This window comes from Bacillus sp. USDA818B3_A, from assembly GCF_009928415.1.
Taxonomy (GTDB): domain Bacteria; phylum Bacillota; class Bacilli; order Bacillales; family Cytobacillaceae; genus Neobacillus.
In genome coordinates, this window is sequence record NZ_JAABNN010000008.1 from 37,619 (window position 1) to 52,634 (window position 15,016).

Consider the following 15,016-nt stretch of genomic DNA (forward strand, 5'->3'; position numbering starts at 1 on the left):
GAAGCGGCTTTCACTTTATAGTAAGAAGTTAGAAATTAGTCGGCGCCTTCCGCTTGTATTAGTGTCTATCAATTAACTGACACATCATCATCGCTTTGCCAACTAACACGCCATCATTAAAGACTTCGACGTCTACTTTCCCAAACTTCCGGCCAACTTCGAGAATTTTTGGGAATATTTCTAATGTACTTTCCATTTGAACCGGTTTTAGAAAGTAAATCGTCATATTTTCAACTACCAGGTCTCCTTTTTTATAGCCGCGCAGTACCCGGTTGGCCGCATCAGATACGACCGTAGTAAATACTCCATATGAGATGGTTCCTAAATGATTAGTCATTTGTGGTGTTACTTCACAGGAGTATACCTCTTCCCCTTTTGCTTTTCCCTGCACTAAGACCATTTGGTTGGTAATAATATCATCGATTGTTTCACCAACCTGCGGCTGACGCTGATTCATTTGCAGCGCCTTTAATACATCCTGACGGCTGATGATCCCTTCTAGACGGTTGGACTCATCTGTTACAGGAAGGACTTCGATTCCCTCCCACACCATGGTATGGGCGGTGGAGGCAACACTTGTTTTCCCATTAACCGTCATCAAATTTTTTGTCATAATTTTATCTATAGCCGTTTCCAAATCTTGTCCTAAAATATCTTTACTTGTAACCATACCCTGTATCTTCATATTTTGATCAACTACAGGGTAGCGGCTGTGAGTGGTCTTTTGATTTAACTCATGCCACTTGGCCACTTTATCTGTTGTTTTTAGATAATACGTATCAGCTATGGGAGTTAAAATATCTTCCACTAAAATGATTTCCTTTTTGATTAATTGGTCGTAAATTGCACGGTTAATCATTGTTGCAACGGTAAAGGTATCATAGCTAGTGGATATCACTGGCAATTCCAGCTTATCGGCTAATTTTTTTACATGCTCTTCTGAATCGAAACCACCTGTTATTAAAACCGCAGCTCCTGCTTTTAAAGCAAGTTCGTGTGCCTGTGTCCGGTTTCCGACAATAAGAAGATTCCCAGCCTCAGTATAGCGCATCATAGCCTCTAATTTCATCGCACCGATGACAAACTTATTGAGTGTTTTATGTAAACCCGTCCTGCCGCCTAGGACCTGTCCATCAACAATATTAACAACTTCTGCAAATGTCAGCTTTTCGATATTTTCTTTCTTTTTACGCTCGATCCGTATCGTTCCAACCCGTTCAATCGTGCTGACATATCCTTTATTTTCAGCTTCTTTAATTGCTCTATAAGCTGTTCCTTCACTTACGGTCATCGCCTTGGCGATTTGCCGCACTGATATTTTTTCCCCTATCGGAAGTCCATCAATGTATTGCAAAATTTGTTCATGCTTAGTAGCCAAGACCTTCACCCTTTTTTATTGAATTCCAAGTCATCCAGCTCTTTACCGGAATTATGTCTATTTTCCATTATAAAGTGTTAAAAGCCTTGATTCAATGCGGTTTCTGACAATTTATAAAACAATGAGCGCCAGTTTAGAGGCGCTCATTGCCAGGAGTCCTTAAAACTCCCTAATTATTTAAAAGAATTCCTAATACGAACGCGAGCGTTTCTTTACATTTCTTGACTGCATTCTTGAAGCAAGCTTCTTCGGACTATAAAGGAGTCCTGTCAAATTCCCGGCAATCACCATTAACGCAAATGCCAGCCAGGTTAATGAGAATATCCCTTCAGGTCCGTCAAGGTTGATTGATAGTCTTGGCACAGCAAAATAAAGCATAAAACCAGCTAGCAGCAAGCATAGTAAGTACCTGTTCTTTTTCATCGTATTTTTCCTCCCTAAAAGACTGCTTGTTTCATTTTTATGCTAGAGGAAGGAAAAAAAGTATGTGAATAACGATAATCTAGTTAAATTTCTATTGCTTCCCCAGGCTTGAGCACAAGTCCATTGTTATTAGGCAGCAATTCAATAAATTGATATGGATCTTGTTTAATCGGCGGGAAGGTATTGTAATGGACGGGGATTACTTGCTTCGCTTGCAGCAGTTGTGCTGCATAGGCAGCGTCTTCCGCTCCCATCGTATAGTTATCACCAATTGGCAGGAAAGCGAGGTCAATCGGATGACGCTCTCCGATTAATTTCATATCGGAAAAAAGGGCTGTATCCCCAGCATGATAAATTGTTTTTCCTTCGTTCATGAACAGAATTCCAGCAGGCATCCCGCAATAGATTAGTTGTTTATCTGTTGTTTGATAGCTTGAGCCGTGGAAAGCCTGGGTCAGTTTTATTCTGCCAAACTCAAATTGATAGGAACCGCCAATATGCATTCCATGTGTTTTTACACCCTGCCAGCTTAAGAAGGTTGACAGTTCGTCAGTAGCCACTACCAGTGCATCATTCCTTTTTGCCAATTCAACGGTATCCCCTACATGGTCATTATGGCCATGAGATAGGATAATCACATCGACTTTCACATCTTCAGCCTTTAAGTCTGTTAATGAATTACCTGTAATAAACGGGTCAATGATGATATTTTTTCCTTGTGTATTAATTTGAACAACTGAATGTCCATGATAAGAAACTTTCATTCTTACCCACTCCTTTTTATATATTCAATTATGACTTCCATATAAATTTTGGAATTCCTGCTAACTTTATACCCATAACTGCCTCATTTTAGCGCATCATAAGGTGTGTTAGTTTACATTTACCTTTAATCTTGTTACGCTCTAATGGGTTTTTGAACTTAAGGTAAGGGGGTCCCCTAGACATGAATCAACGATTAATCAAACTTCAAACGTGGATGAAAGAAAATGATGTAGACGTCTCCTTTTTGACTTCATCAGAAAATGTCTTTTATTTAAGCGGCTATTATACCGATCCTCATGAACGACTGCTAGCACTAGTTGTATTCCAGGAAGAGGAACCATTCTTGGTTTGCCCATCAATGGAAGTTCCCGACGCAAAACGTTCTGGCTGGGACCGGGAAATCATCGGATACAGCGATATTGATCATCCGTGGGATATGATTTTAGGTTCTATTAATAAGAGAATAAATGGGGTTCATAAGGCAGCCATTGAAAAGGAACATATGAATGTGGAAAGGTACGAACAACTTTCTGCCATGTTCCCTAAAGCCGCTTTTATTTCTGCAGAAGAAAAATTACGGCTTCTTCGCATGATTAAAGATATGAATGAGCTAAAAATTATCGAGGAAGCTTGTGCGCTTGCAGATTATGCGGTCGAATTCGGAGCCAGTGAGATAAAGGAAGGAAAGACAGAACTAGAAGTACTTAATGCACTGGAGTACGCCCTTAAACAAAAGGGTGTGACCGAGATGTCCTTTTCAACCATGGTTCTAACCGGAGCAAACGCTGCATCTCCTCATGGAACTCCAGGGGAAACCAAAATTAAAAAAGGTGATCTTGTCTTGTTTGATTTAGGGGTTGTAGTTGACCGTTATTGTTCAGACATCACAAGAACCGTTGCTTATGGGGATATTAACGACAAGCAAAAAGAAATCTACGATACGGTCCTAAAAGCCCAACTCGCGGCAATTGAGGCTAGTAAGCCAGGTGTCAGCGCTGCTGATGTGGATCTTACTGCCCGAAGAATCATTTCGGATGCCGGATACGGTGAATTTTTCCCACACCGTTTAGGTCATGGGCTCGGAATTAGTGTCCATGAGTATCCTTCATTAACTGAGACAAATCAGTTAATGATTGAAGAAGGAATGATATACACGATTGAACCGGGCATCTATGTTCCTGAAATAGCTGGCGTGAGAATTGAGGACGATATATTTATCACTGCAGACGGAGCAAAGATTCTAACTAAATTCCCAAAAGAGCTTCAGATAATAAAATAATATTTTGGGACTTTTTTACATTGAACTTCATGAGGAATTGATGTATTATACTATTACAAGCTGCGTTGTACGTAATCATAATAAAGTTTTAACCTTTAAGCTGTAAAAGGGAGTTTAACTATCGAAGCCGAAATGACAGGCCTCTGTCTATAAGACATGGAGGACACGCAGGAATGCTTCTGAGAACACCCACTTTGAGGAGTGGTGGTTTAAAACTTTCTTATCACACTACGGCAAATGCGGCTACATATTTGCTTTTAAAAACCAACTTCCTTGTGAAGTTGGTTTTTCTTTGAAACAAACAAAATAAAGGAGGAGGCCAAGGCCTCTTCCTTTATTTTTTCCCCAACAATGTTTTGGTATCCGTGTAAGCCAATCCTTGGGCTTCCGCCACCGCTTGATAAGTCACACGGCCCCCCAGTGTATTAATCCCCTTTAATAAAGCCTCATTGTCGAGACAGGCTTGTATATATCCTTTATTAGCAACCTGAAGGGCGTATGGGACGGTTACATTTGTTAAAGCTATGGTTGATGTCCTTGGTACAGCACCAGGCATATTGGCGACCGCATAATGGACGACATCATGTTTTATATATGTTGGTTGGTCATGAGTTGTTATTCGATCGGTTGTCTCAAAGATCCCGCCTTGGTCGATTGCGATATCCACAACCACACTTCCTGGATTCATCGAACGAATCATCTCATCTGTTACAAGCTTTGGAGCCTTTGCCCCTGGGATGAGGACCGCTCCAATTACTAAATCTGATTCTTTAACTGCTACTGCAATATTATAGGGATTGGACATTAAAGTAGTTACATCTGTCCCAAAAATATCATCTAGCTGACGGAGACGATCAGGATTTACATCAATAAGGGTTACTTTCGCCCCTAAGCCAATCGCCATTTTGGCTGCATTGGTACCAGCCACACCACCGCCAATAATGGTCACTTTTCCTCTTTGCACGCCAGGAACACCTGAGAGGAGAATCCCCTTTCCTCCATAGACTTTTTCTAAAAATTGAGCACCAATTTGCGGAGCCATTCGGCCTGCTACCTCACTCATTGGGGTTAATAACGGGAGACTATTATTTGGCAATTGAACAGTTTCATATGCAATCCCAACTACTCTTTTGTCTATTAATGCTTTTGTTAATGCCGGTTCAGGTGCCAGATGCAAATATGTAAATAAAATCAACCCTTCCCGGAAATATTGGTATTCACTTGGGAGTGGTTCCTTTACCTTCATAACCATCTCAGCAGACCATGCCTCTTCAGCTGTTTTTACGATGACTGCCCCTTTGGAGCGATAATCCTCATCTAAAAAACCAGAGCCTAGTCCGGCGCCTTTTTCAATAAAAACTACGTGTCCATATTTTACGAGATTAACAACGCCTGCAGGTGTCATGGCCACACGATTTTCATTATTCTTTATTTCTTTCGGTACTCCAATCCGCATATGCTAACCTCCATGTTTTTTCCATTTATAACAAGTTACTATACTATATCCTTTTATGTTGAAAAGGTAACCTTAATTTAATCAATACAGAAAAAAAGCTGCCTATTAATAGACAGCTTTTTCCTTTAAATCCTTATTTACTCCTCTACAGCAGTAAAATCGCTTGCTTCTGCTAGTGCCGTGCCTTCTCCTATAAAGCCGCTATTATAGGAGTTCAGAATTTGCTGGCTCACTTCCAGCGTACCCTTTTCATCAAATTCGAAGGTATAGATGTTCTTTGCTTCCCGTTTACTCATAATTTACATGCCTCCTATCGATATGTTACTCCATTATTGTTCGAAAAATTGCAACAATTATTCATTGTTAAATAATGTATAATCAAGGTGAGGAGATGATAATCATGGGACTTCAATATCGTCATATTTTAGTCGCTATGGATGGATCTAGGGAAGCAGAATGGGCGTTTCAGAAAGGGATTGAAATTGCCAAACGGAATGGTGCACGGCTGTTGTTAGTTCATGTCATAGACACTAGGACCTTTGCCTTAATGGATGCATACGACACTGTTATTGGCGATCGTGCCGAAAAGCTGGCAAAAGATATGCTAGAAAGGTATCAAAACCAAGCCGTTGAAGCAGGATTAACAGACTTCCAATATGAAATCGGATTCGGCTCACCAAAAATTCTAATACCTAGAGAAATTGCAAAAAAACATCAAGTTGACTTAATCCTCTGCGGCGCTACTGGTATGAATGTAGTTGAAAGATTCTTTATCGGAAGTGTTTCTGAACATATTACCCGCTATGCACCATGTGATGTACTTATCGTTCGGACTGTAAAAGATACGGAATAGACATTCTATTATATAATGTAAGCACGGAGCTAATAGCTCCGTGCTTTTCCTTAAAACGGTGCCTGACACCATTTCTACTATTTACAAAATAATATTGGAGGTAAAGCTATGATGGAACATTTTTCTTTTGATGAACGCCTTGGGATTTCCATACCGGATTTAACGCTTGAATGGGATGAATATAATAAGGAAACCCAGCAGTATATCTTGCTTCATTGGGAGCGTATTCGTGGATCGATTCCAGATCGGATTGCGGAGCTCGAACAGGAAATTAACTTTAAACAGGCTAAGCTTTCAGATGAAAGTGATTTTCCACGTTCTTGTAAATTGAATACTGAAATCGCAGACCTTGCTTCTATCATTAATGATTTATGGCTTTGGTACCGTGCAAACCAAACCGTTTCAACAAAAGTACATCAATAAATAAAACTCCCTATTTGCAGGGAGTTTTTTTCACACATCCAGCTTCTTCATTCACGGGATCGAAAATCATAAGCCCCTAATCAAGGCGCTTCTGCTTTTGTTTTACAAATCTTTCTTTAATTCCCGAACGATATGCCCGATCTCAGGCAATATCAGTTTGTTCATTGCCAATCGGACAGCACCTGTAGATCCGGGGGTCGAAAAAACCGCTTTATCTTTCACAACACCAGCAATCGCTCTTGAGAGGATGGCAGCAGAACCGATATCCTCCTGATAGCTCAGCATCCTAAATAATTCTCCGAAACCGACAATTTCTTTCTCTAACAGACTTTGGACTGTTTCTATCGTTACATCCCGCTTAGCAATCCCTGTACCGCCATTCGTGAGGATGACATCAATGTCCTCTCTCTCACAGCCTCTTATAATCTCTGCCTCAATCGGTTCTGACTCATCTTTAACAATGCAATAATCTAAAATGGAATGTCCTGCATCTTCGAGCATTTCGATCATTAATTTGCCGCTTTTATCTGTATCTTGATTTCTCGTATCACTGACAGTAATGATTTTACAGCGAACGGCCTTTGGAGCCTGCTTCTTATGTTCTTCCGTACTCATTTTTATTACTCCTCTTTTCCCTTAAGATACCGAAGCTGATAATACTTATGGGCAAAATCGGTGACTTTGCGTGTTAGTTGATAATTGGTCCCTGCCCCTATAGCCATGCTGACAAGGGGGATCCCTTGGATGGCCCGTCTCCGGAACAACATAATCACCATCGCTTTAAACAGCTGCTGTACAGGCTGCTCTAACCAGGTAATATCAGTTATTTTCTCATTGCCTTCATAAAAATACAGCTCTTCATGTGCTTCTAATTCTGCGATCAACGAAGACCAGCCCTCTTTTCGAAATCTAGCCGGCAATGCAGCCGTATGAAATACCTTTAAAGACGTCATCATTTCAAAAGGTGTATTCACCTCAAACCCATAGGTCATGGCAATCAATTGAACCACTCGTAAATTAATCACTGCCATCGCTGGGATATCTGCTCCTAAAAGAAGAGTTCCCCCCGTTCCAGACAAACCGCCTTGGGCAAAAGAATAGAGACGATGTCTTGCAATTTGCTGCTCTGCTATGTATTTTAATTGGTCTATATCTAATTGTTGTAAATCTGCAATTTTCTCTATATCTTTTTTGAAGATTCTACCCGAAGAAAGAATTCTTTCCTTTGCATCTATTTGGAGTTGTGCCCCCTGTATAATACTGTGTAAATGAAATAACCAACCATCAATCACTGAAAAAAATTGCCTTTGGACCTTCTCTGGCAACAAGGAAAAAGAACGCTCTAAATATTTTTCATACAGTAACTGGAAATCATTGGACTCATAGTTTAATAAGTTATTTTCCCATGAGCGTATCTCATTCAAAACGAGTGTTTCACGGTCTGTCAATGGCAATATGGACCCCTCCTGCTCATTGTTTCTATTTTCAGTATATCACAAATAAAATCTACTGAAAAAAGGCAAAAGCCATCAAGTTCAGCTTTTGCCTTTTTACATTATAAAAATTTCTTTTAGTGTGATAAACGAACAACGTCGCGGGCAATCATAACCTCTTCATTTGTAGGAATGATGATTACTTTAACTGGTGAATGAGGATAGTTAATAAATGCTTCCTCGCCTCTTACCTTGTTTAAAGCAGGATCCCAATATACGCCCATAAATTCTAGTCCTTTTAAAATACGTTCTCTAATTGGGTCGCTGTTCTCACCGATACCGGCAGTGAAAATAATTGCGTCTACGCCATACATACGTGCAGCATAAGAACCGATATATTTATGAATACGATTAGCAAACACATCTAATGCAAGCTCCGCACGCTCATTTCCTTTGTCCGCTTCACCAATAATATCCCGAAGATCACTTGAAAAACCAGAAACAGCTAACATACCGCTCTTTTTATTTAACACATCAAGCACTTCTTCAGCAGTTTGATTTGTTTTTTCCATGATATATGGAATAAGGGCAGGGTCAATGTTTCCTGAACGGGTCCCCATCGTTACACCTGCTAGTGGTGTAAAGCCCATAGAAGTGTCAATAGACTTTCCGCCTTCAATTGCAGCGATACTTGCTCCGTTACCTAAGTGGCAAGAGAGTAATCGAAGCTGTTCAATTGGACGGCCTAATAATTCTGCTGCACGCTGCGATACATATTTATGACTTGTGCCGTGAAAACCATATTTACGGATTCCATATTTTTCATAGTATTCATATGGCAAGCTGTATAAGAACGAGCTTTCAGGCATTGTCTGATGAAATGCTGTATCGAACACTGCAACTGCCGGTACATTAGGAAGAACTTGTTTGAACGCTTTAATACCAGTGGCATTTGCCGGATTATGCAATGGAGCTAATTCGGATAATTCTTCAATTTTAGCTAAAACTTCATCAGTAATTAATGCTGAATCGTTAAATGCCTCTCCACCGTGCACGACGCGATGTCCAATTCCTTCAATTTCATTAAGAGATTTGATAATACCTAAAGAGGTTAATTTATCCAATAGCATCTTAACCGCTATATCATGATCGGGAATATCAGTGACTTCTTCAACTTTTTCACCATTCACCGTTATATTAAAAATTGAATCATTAAGACCAATTCTCTCAATTAGTCCTTTTGTGATTACTTCCTCGCTTGGCATTTCGAACAACTGAAATTTCAACGAAGAACTACCTGCATTGATCGCAATAACTTTTGCCATTATTAGAACGCTCCTTTTATATAACAACATCGATTTGCCAATAATTATGTTTTAATACACCTTTATTTTGTGCAAACCGCTCCTGTTTATTTCCCTCAATTTTTCATTTAATCACTGTAGATTAGACTTTTCAAGGAATAATTTACATGGGAACGATTACATGACAAATGTTCATATATTCACAAATTTCTTAATTTCGCAAAAACAAATAAAGGATAAAACAGAGGAGTTTTCCCCTGTTTCATCCTTTATTTTCCCGAAACCAATTATCCATTTTTCTTAATATTTTATCCATCTCATAGGCATTTGAAAGGTTTGGCAAATTAACGAGCAGTGCTTCTTTTGGCTGCTTGATATCTTCACCTTTTTTTTGTAAAACCAAAATGCTTTTGGCTGAACTTTTATTTTTAAAGATACTAGTTGGAAGCTGAAGCAACCCTTGGATATAAACATGTTCCTTCATGTACTCATTGAGTTGTGCCGCTTGCTCGCTCTCAAACAGACTATTTGGAACTAAGAGGAACAGGTAACCTCCAGAATTTGTATGCCGGACACTCTGTTCAATAAACAAATGATGGGCATAAGAATGACCGTTCTCAGATTTCAACTGGTAATCAGCAGCTCTGAGATCATTTGGATAATATCCAACAGGTAAGTCAGCAATAACTGCATCGACAGACTCTATAAACAAAGCCTCAAGACTGTCTTGGTTAAAGAATTGAATCGGATGTCCCTGCAGGTTTGCATTAACATAAGCAAGCTTAATGAGGATATCGTCAATCTCGACACCAATCGAGGTAATTTCCTTTTTGGAATGATTGATGACCGTTGTTAAAAGATTACCTGTACCCACAGCAGGATCAAGAAGTCGGAAGGATGGTTTATTCATAAATTTTTCAACCAAATAACCAACAAGCATACCTACAGAGTCAGGAGTCATTTGGTGGTTTGGCTGTACATTTTCCTTCATTCCTTTTAAAATCACTAACTGAAAGGCTTTGCGCAAGTCTTCGTTAGAAAAATGATCTAAACTAAGCTCGCTATATTGCTTTTTAAGCCTCTTAACGGTCAACTCACTTAATTCTTCCTGGAGTATCGCACCCTGAAATAGATTTTCGCCAGTATCAGCAAGTGCCTCAAGATAACTGCAGGCTAATTCTTCTTGTAAAATAAGGGCGGTCTCATTAAATAATGTAAATAACTGTTCAACTGGAGAAATATTCATTGTTTCCCTCCATTACTAAATTTCCCTTATTCATTTTATACGAGTATCTATTTTTTAAACAAGTAAAAGGCCTCAGGTTGGATGCCTGAGACCTTTTACAAAATTGTCCAGCTCGAGGGACTGGGCAAGGAGCGCTTTCGCTTTTCTATTTATTTCGCGCTTTTAGCTGCTTCAAGCGCTGCTTCATAGTTAGGGTGATTCGTTGCTTCACTCACATATTCTACGTATACCACAGTATCAGTTGAATCTACTACGAATACCGCACGAGTTAATAGTCTTAACTCTTGGATAGCCACCCCATAAGCCTCACCAAAAGAAAGGTCACGATGGTCTGAAAGCGTTTGAACGTTTTCAATTCCTGCTGCAGCACACCAGCGTTTTTGAGCGAATGGAAGGTCCACGCTTACTGTTAGAATTTTTACATTTCCTAAGGAGTTAGCTTCTTCATTGAAACGGCGTGTTTCTGCATCACAAACACCTGTATCCAAAGATGGTACTGCTGAAATTAGGCGAACCTGACCCTTTGTATCATTTAGAGTCACTTCTGATAAGTCATTGGCAAGAACAGTGAAATTAGGGGCCTTATCGCCGACCTTCACTTCATTACCAAGTAATGTAATTTGATTTCCTTTAAATGTTACATTTGCCATTCTCTACATCCTCCTTTGTTGTATTAAAGCCATGTTTAAAAATGCCAGACTTTAATTATGTACAGTGTAAATATATCTTTTCAAAACTATTTTTGCAATTATTTGAACTAAGAAATACTTTGAAAGTTTTCAAATCTAATTTATAAGTGATGCAAAAGAAAAAGTTAATCTTCCCGGCTAAAGGGAGATTAACTTTTTTTTCAAAATTCAAGATCTACTTTTGGCTGTTGCTGCTGTTGTTGGGAGTGATCTTGTTGTACATTGGACTGCTGCTGTTTACCCTGATCTTTTTTCGAAAGCATTTGCTGGATTTTATCTACAGCTTGAGGGGCAAGTTCTAAAATTTTCTCGTATAAATGGGTGCTTTCGTCTAAATGAAGCATTTTAACCCCTTGAGAATTAACAATTAAAAAAGCAATTGGAGTAATGGAGACACCGCCGCCGCTACCGCCGCCAAACGGAAGTTTAGGCTGTCCCTCTTTTTGCCCGCTATCGAGTTTGAACTCACTTCCTCCTGCTGCAAATCCAAAACCAACCTTAGATACTGTTAAAATTACACTTCCGTCAGGGGTTTCTACCGGATCACCTATAATCGTATTAACATCAATCATTTCTTTTAAGCTTTCCATTGCGGTTGTCATCAAACCTTGAATTGGATGATCAGACATAGGTTTATTCCTCCTCTATGAAACGGATTTAGTTTTTTCATCCCGGAAATCTTTACTGCTATTTTGGCGAGGTTTCCCGCCCTTCCAGAATTTAATCAGCTTTAATCCTGCGAGAATAGCATGCCCGATTCGGAACTGAAACATACATGTGAGTTTAGTATGGATGACGGACGCCTGGAAATGCGGAGTGACTGATAATTGGGGTGTTTTTTTCAATCTCATATAATGGCTTAAAACACCAATGACCCCTCCCTTAATAGACCACAAAGCTCCAGTCATCATACCAGTATGAGCAGCATCACCAACTCCTATTAAGGTGTGCCATTCAAAGTTTTTTATCGTTATTTTTTGTAAAAACTTTTTCACTATGACATTCATACCAAAAACCTTATGAAGCAGGTCTTTTGAGTTTTGAAGCCTCGTCAAAAAATCTTCTTTGGTTACTTGTTTCACTTCCGTTTCAACATCCTCACCAGGGGACTCGCCCATATAGGAAGAACCTTTCACGACAACACTTGGAGAGTCATCATCCACCTTAATTAAAGGAATTTTTATATTGTATTTGATAAGTCCAAAAAATACCCGTAACTGGATCTTTAAATCATCATTATCATTGAGGTGAGAATAATAAATATAGATTGTCAACTTTGTAAAAATAATTAATAGTAAAAAGAAAAATATAATGAGCAATACCAGAAACAGCCAAAACATATTCTCACATCCTCTCAGCCCATTATTATTTGCTATTATCCAAAAAATAAACCTTGCATTCAGATGTTAAATAGATTAACGAATTGGATCCTACAATTGGCAGCCTAATGGCTCTTCTTTTATATTATTTCTAAAAAATGCTAAACTTAATTTAGACATTTTAAAATTCTGCAGAAGATATTTTATCAACATCACATCTTACAGGGGGATAGGAAATGGATAATAGACGAAATATTTATTTTTATCACAAACGGGATGCAGATTTACTAATAAAATTAGCACCCCTGCAGGAACTGGCCAGACGTTACGATTTTACGATTGTTGAAGATTATAGGAAGGCTAATATTATTGCCAGTGTCGGTGATGATGGAACCTTTTTACAAGCAGTCAGGAAAACAGGATTCCGTGATGACTGCCTCTATATGGGGATCTCGGTATTGGATAGTTTAAGTATGTATTGTGATTTCCGTATTAGTGATACAGCGAAAATGATTGAAGTCATCACCTCGAACACGAACACTCAATTAAAAGTCCGGCGTTATCCCACGATTGATGTAACAGTGGATGGGCAAGGTACGTTCCGTTGTTTGAATGAATTCAGTATTAGGTCAGCTATCATTAAGACACTAACGGTCGATGTATTTATTGATCAGTTACATCTTGAAACCTTCCGTGGAGACGGTTTAATTGTCGCCACCCCAACCGGCAGTACGGCCTATAATAAATCAGTCAATGGTTCGATTGTTGACCCGCTGCTCTCCTGTATGCAAGTAAGTGAGGTGGCTTCTGTTAATACCAATCAGTATCGGACCCTCGGCGCTTCGTTTATTGTTGGCAGTGAACGTTTACTTACCTTAAAAGTAGCCTCAGAAGGAAATGACCAGCCGACAATGGGAATGGATAACGAGGCCTTAAGCATCCGCCATGTAGAGACCATTCAAATTAAAATCAGCGATCAAAAAATAAAAACACTAAAATTAAAAGATAACTCTTTTTGGGATAAAGTGAAGCGAACTTTCCTATAACAAAAACCCCCTTTCCAATGATGGCTAAGGGGGTTTTTGTTATAGTGCAGCTCTATTTTCCTTTTCAAGCTTTACCGCTCTTTGGGTAAATAGTTTAGTTTTTGAAAGAGAATAAATGGCTAACGCTGACCAAATAAACGCAAATGATAATAATTGTATTTTAGAAAAGTGCTCTTGATAAACAAAAACTCCTAAGATTAGTGTTAACGTTGGAGAAATATACTGCAGGAAGCCAAGCAGTGACAAGGGTATCTTTTGTGCTCCTTTTGCAAAGTATAGCAGCGGCAGAGCGGTGGCCGCACCTGCACCCATTAATAATAAATCTGTTCCCCAGCTCTCCGCAAACAGTGAATTACCCCCATTGAAAAATAAGGAAACCATATAAATACCAGCCACTGGGGCCAGAACCATTGTTTCTAATGTCAAACCAACTGAGGATTCTACATTGATTAGCTTCTTTACAAGCCCATATAAGCCAAAGGATAAGGCCAGAGTAATCGCAATCCACGGAAACACACCATGAGAAATGGTGATAATGCCTACTCCAATAGCAGCCAATATAAAAGAAACAAGTTGTGCAGCCGCTAATTTTTCCTTAAGAACAATAATTCCTAACAAAATACTTATCAAAGGATTAATATAATATCCAAGACTCGCCTCAATCATATGACCGCTATTGACAGCCCAAATATAGACAAACCAATTCACACTTATTAATAATGATGCAACTGTGAGAGCCATCATTTGCTTCTTATTTTCCGCAAACCCTTTTAAGGTCCGAATAAATAACCCCCACTTTTTTGTGACAATCAATACAAGCACCATAAAAATAAATGACCAAAAAATCCGATTAGCCAGAATCTCTTTTGCATTTACACTCTCTAAAAACTTCCAATATACTGGCAGCAGCCCCCAAAGGAAATAAGAAAAGCCTGCATAGATCGACCCCGTCCTTGTATCTGTGTTTTTCATCTGTTTCCCGATCCCCTTAATGTTTCTGTTTTCGAAATACTCTTTATTATACCTCTAAAATTAGAAATTAGAAGAGTCTTTTTCCTCACCATTATTTTACAGTTCAATCAAAATAAAAGAGAGCGGGAGGTAAACTCCACACTCTCTGTAGCCATCTTATTCAATTTGATTAACGAGAAAATCCGCCGCCTAATTGTTGTTCAGCCATAGAAACTAGACGCTTAGTGATTTCACCACCAACAGAACCGTTAGCACGTGAAGTAGTGTCAGCACCAAGATTTACACCAAATTCTTGAGCAATTTCATATTTCATTTGATCAAGAGCTTGTTCAACACCAGGAACTAATAAGTTGTTTGAGTTGTTGCTTGCCATGTGATATCACCTCCTTGTGAGTATAGAATGTGTAGAAATGATAAAGTTCATTCTATA

General features: G+C 39.1%; 18 protein-coding genes and 1 other RNA gene. 5 read left to right on the plus strand and 14 right to left on the minus strand.

Annotated elements, in window-relative coordinates:
- Positions 1-58 precede the first annotated feature (58 nt).
- The 3 genes from GXK58_RS15075 to GXK58_RS15085 form a co-directional block, all read right to left on the minus strand.
- Entirely contained in the window at positions 59-1,378 is a 1,320-nt protein-coding gene (locus GXK58_RS15075) for a CBS domain-containing protein (protein ID WP_160723987.1), read from the minus strand.
- A gap of 189 nt (positions 1,379-1,567) precedes the next feature.
- Complete coding sequence (locus GXK58_RS15080) at positions 1,568-1,801, minus strand: hypothetical protein (protein ID WP_160723988.1); 234 nt, start codon at positions 1,799-1,801, stop codon at positions 1,568-1,570.
- Positions 1,802-1,884: 83 nt separating this feature from the next.
- Positions 1,885-2,565, minus strand: a complete 681-nt coding sequence (locus GXK58_RS15085; RefSeq protein WP_160723989.1) for a metal-dependent hydrolase — start codon at positions 2,563-2,565, stop codon at positions 1,885-1,887.
- A 182-nt stretch (positions 2,566-2,747) separates the two neighbouring features.
- On the opposite strand from GXK58_RS15085, the gene GXK58_RS15090 reads away from it, so the two are divergent.
- A complete protein-coding gene (locus tag GXK58_RS15090) occupies positions 2,748-3,845 on the plus strand; it encodes a M24 family metallopeptidase (protein ID WP_160723990.1) in 1,098 nt (365 codons plus the stop codon).
- A gap of 54 nt (positions 3,846-3,899) precedes the next feature.
- Positions 3,900-4,095: non-coding RNA, 6S RNA (gene ssrS, locus GXK58_RS15095), on the plus strand.
- A gap of 84 nt (positions 4,096-4,179) precedes the next feature.
- Here ssrS and ald read toward each other — a convergent pair.
- Both ald and GXK58_RS27035 read right to left on the minus strand, forming a co-directional pair.
- The gene (ald, locus tag GXK58_RS15100; RefSeq protein ID WP_160723991.1) at positions 4,180-5,301 is read right to left on the minus strand and encodes an alanine dehydrogenase; all 1,122 of its coding nucleotides are present in this window, start codon (positions 5,299-5,301) and stop codon (positions 4,180-4,182) included.
- 137 nt (positions 5,302-5,438) lie between these two features.
- Positions 5,439-5,597, minus strand: coding sequence for a hypothetical protein (locus GXK58_RS27035; protein WP_202171376.1), 159 nt, complete (start codon positions 5,595-5,597; stop codon positions 5,439-5,441).
- A gap of 104 nt (positions 5,598-5,701) precedes the next feature.
- On the opposite strand from GXK58_RS27035, the gene GXK58_RS15105 reads away from it, so the two are divergent.
- The gene (locus GXK58_RS15105) at positions 5,702-6,154 is read left to right on the plus strand and encodes a universal stress protein (RefSeq protein ID WP_160723992.1); all 453 of its coding nucleotides are present in this window, start codon (positions 5,702-5,704) and stop codon (positions 6,152-6,154) included.
- Between the two features lie 108 nt (positions 6,155-6,262).
- Positions 6,263-6,577 carry a hypothetical protein gene (locus GXK58_RS15110; protein ID WP_160723993.1) on the plus strand — a complete coding sequence of 105 codons (315 nt, stop codon included), beginning with the start codon at positions 6,263-6,265 and terminating at the stop codon, positions 6,575-6,577.
- 102 nt (positions 6,578-6,679) lie between these two features.
- Here the strand turns inward: GXK58_RS15110 and GXK58_RS15115 are convergent, their stop codons facing one another.
- The 7 genes from GXK58_RS15115 to GXK58_RS15145 all read right to left on the minus strand — a co-directional run bounded on the left by GXK58_RS15115 (position 6,680) and on the right by GXK58_RS15145 (position 12,589).
- Complete coding sequence (locus tag GXK58_RS15115; protein WP_160723994.1) at positions 6,680-7,192, minus strand: MogA/MoaB family molybdenum cofactor biosynthesis protein; 513 nt, start codon at positions 7,190-7,192, stop codon at positions 6,680-6,682.
- 5 nt (positions 7,193-7,197) lie between these two features.
- Entirely contained in the window at positions 7,198-8,031 is an 834-nt protein-coding gene (locus GXK58_RS15120; RefSeq protein WP_160723995.1) for an EcsC family protein, read from the minus strand.
- Between the two features lie 116 nt (positions 8,032-8,147).
- Positions 8,148-9,335 (minus strand): acetate kinase, encoded by a 1,188-nt coding sequence (locus tag GXK58_RS15125; protein WP_160723996.1) that lies wholly within the window; start codon positions 9,333-9,335, stop codon positions 8,148-8,150.
- Between the two features lie 241 nt (positions 9,336-9,576).
- A complete protein-coding gene (locus GXK58_RS15130; RefSeq protein ID WP_160723997.1) occupies positions 9,577-10,560 on the minus strand; it encodes a class I SAM-dependent methyltransferase in 984 nt (327 codons plus the stop codon).
- 149 nt (positions 10,561-10,709) lie between these two features.
- Positions 10,710-11,210, minus strand: a complete 501-nt coding sequence (gene tpx, locus GXK58_RS15135) for a thiol peroxidase (RefSeq protein ID WP_160723998.1) — start codon at positions 11,208-11,210, stop codon at positions 10,710-10,712.
- A 200-nt stretch (positions 11,211-11,410) separates the two neighbouring features.
- Positions 11,411-11,878, minus strand: coding sequence for a GerW family sporulation protein (gene ytfJ, locus GXK58_RS15140; RefSeq protein WP_160723999.1), 468 nt, complete (start codon positions 11,876-11,878; stop codon positions 11,411-11,413).
- Between the two features lie 15 nt (positions 11,879-11,893).
- Complete coding sequence (locus tag GXK58_RS15145; protein ID WP_160724000.1) at positions 11,894-12,589, minus strand: DUF2953 domain-containing protein; 696 nt, start codon at positions 12,587-12,589, stop codon at positions 11,894-11,896.
- Between the two features lie 215 nt (positions 12,590-12,804).
- Here GXK58_RS15145 and GXK58_RS15150 point away from each other — a divergent pair, with 215 nt between their 5' ends.
- Complete coding sequence (locus GXK58_RS15150; protein ID WP_160724001.1) at positions 12,805-13,614, plus strand: NAD kinase; 810 nt, start codon at positions 12,805-12,807, stop codon at positions 13,612-13,614.
- A 39-nt stretch (positions 13,615-13,653) separates the two neighbouring features.
- On the opposite strand, the gene rarD is transcribed toward GXK58_RS15150, so the two are convergent.
- Entirely contained in the window at positions 13,654-14,586 is a 933-nt protein-coding gene (gene rarD, locus GXK58_RS15155) for an EamA family transporter RarD (protein ID WP_160724002.1), read from the minus strand.
- A gap of 169 nt (positions 14,587-14,755) precedes the next feature.
- Positions 14,756-14,959, minus strand: coding sequence for an alpha/beta-type small acid-soluble spore protein (locus GXK58_RS15160; RefSeq protein WP_098532038.1), 204 nt, complete (start codon positions 14,957-14,959; stop codon positions 14,756-14,758).
- Between the last annotated feature and the right edge of the window lie 57 nt (positions 14,960-15,016).

Excerpts from the sequence above, each read along its gene's own strand:
- GXK58_RS15080 (WP_160723988.1), bottom strand. The coding sequence starts at position 1,801 with ATGAAAAAGAACAGGTACTTACTATGCTTGCTGCTAGCTGGTTTTATG.
- GXK58_RS15085 (WP_160723989.1), bottom strand. The coding sequence starts at position 2,565 with ATGAAAGTTTCTTATCATGGACATTCAGTTGTTCAAATTAATACACAA.
- GXK58_RS15090 (WP_160723990.1), top strand. The coding sequence starts at position 2,748 with ATGAATCAACGATTAATCAAACTTCAAACGTGGATGAAAGAAAATGAT.
- ald (WP_160723991.1), bottom strand. The coding sequence starts at position 5,301 with ATGCGGATTGGAGTACCGAAAGAAATAAAGAATAATGAAAATCGTGTG.
- GXK58_RS27035 (WP_202171376.1), bottom strand. The coding sequence starts at position 5,597 with ATGAGTAAACGGGAAGCAAAGAACATCTATACCTTCGAATTTGATGAA.
- GXK58_RS15105 (WP_160723992.1), top strand. The coding sequence starts at position 5,702 with ATGGGACTTCAATATCGTCATATTTTAGTCGCTATGGATGGATCTAGG.
- GXK58_RS15110 (WP_160723993.1), top strand. The coding sequence starts at position 6,263 with ATGATGGAACATTTTTCTTTTGATGAACGCCTTGGGATTTCCATACCG.
- GXK58_RS15115 (WP_160723994.1), bottom strand. The coding sequence starts at position 7,192 with ATGAGTACGGAAGAACATAAGAAGCAGGCTCCAAAGGCCGTTCGCTGT.
- GXK58_RS15125 (WP_160723996.1), bottom strand. The coding sequence starts at position 9,335 with ATGGCAAAAGTTATTGCGATCAATGCAGGTAGTTCTTCGTTGAAATTT.
- GXK58_RS15130 (WP_160723997.1), bottom strand. The coding sequence starts at position 10,560 with ATGAATATTTCTCCAGTTGAACAGTTATTTACATTATTTAATGAGACC.
- tpx (WP_160723998.1), bottom strand. The coding sequence starts at position 11,210 with ATGGCAAATGTAACATTTAAAGGAAATCAAATTACATTACTTGGTAAT.
- ytfJ (WP_160723999.1), bottom strand. The coding sequence starts at position 11,878 with ATGTCTGATCATCCAATTCAAGGTTTGATGACAACCGCAATGGAAAGC.
- GXK58_RS15145 (WP_160724000.1), bottom strand. The coding sequence starts at position 12,589 with ATGTTTTGGCTGTTTCTGGTATTGCTCATTATATTTTTCTTTTTACTA.
- GXK58_RS15150 (WP_160724001.1), top strand. The coding sequence starts at position 12,805 with ATGGATAATAGACGAAATATTTATTTTTATCACAAACGGGATGCAGAT.
- rarD (WP_160724002.1), bottom strand. The coding sequence starts at position 14,586 with ATGAAAAACACAGATACAAGGACGGGGTCGATCTATGCAGGCTTTTCT.
- GXK58_RS15160 (WP_098532038.1), bottom strand. The coding sequence starts at position 14,959 with ATGGCAAGCAACAACTCAAACAACTTATTAGTTCCTGGTGTTGAACAA.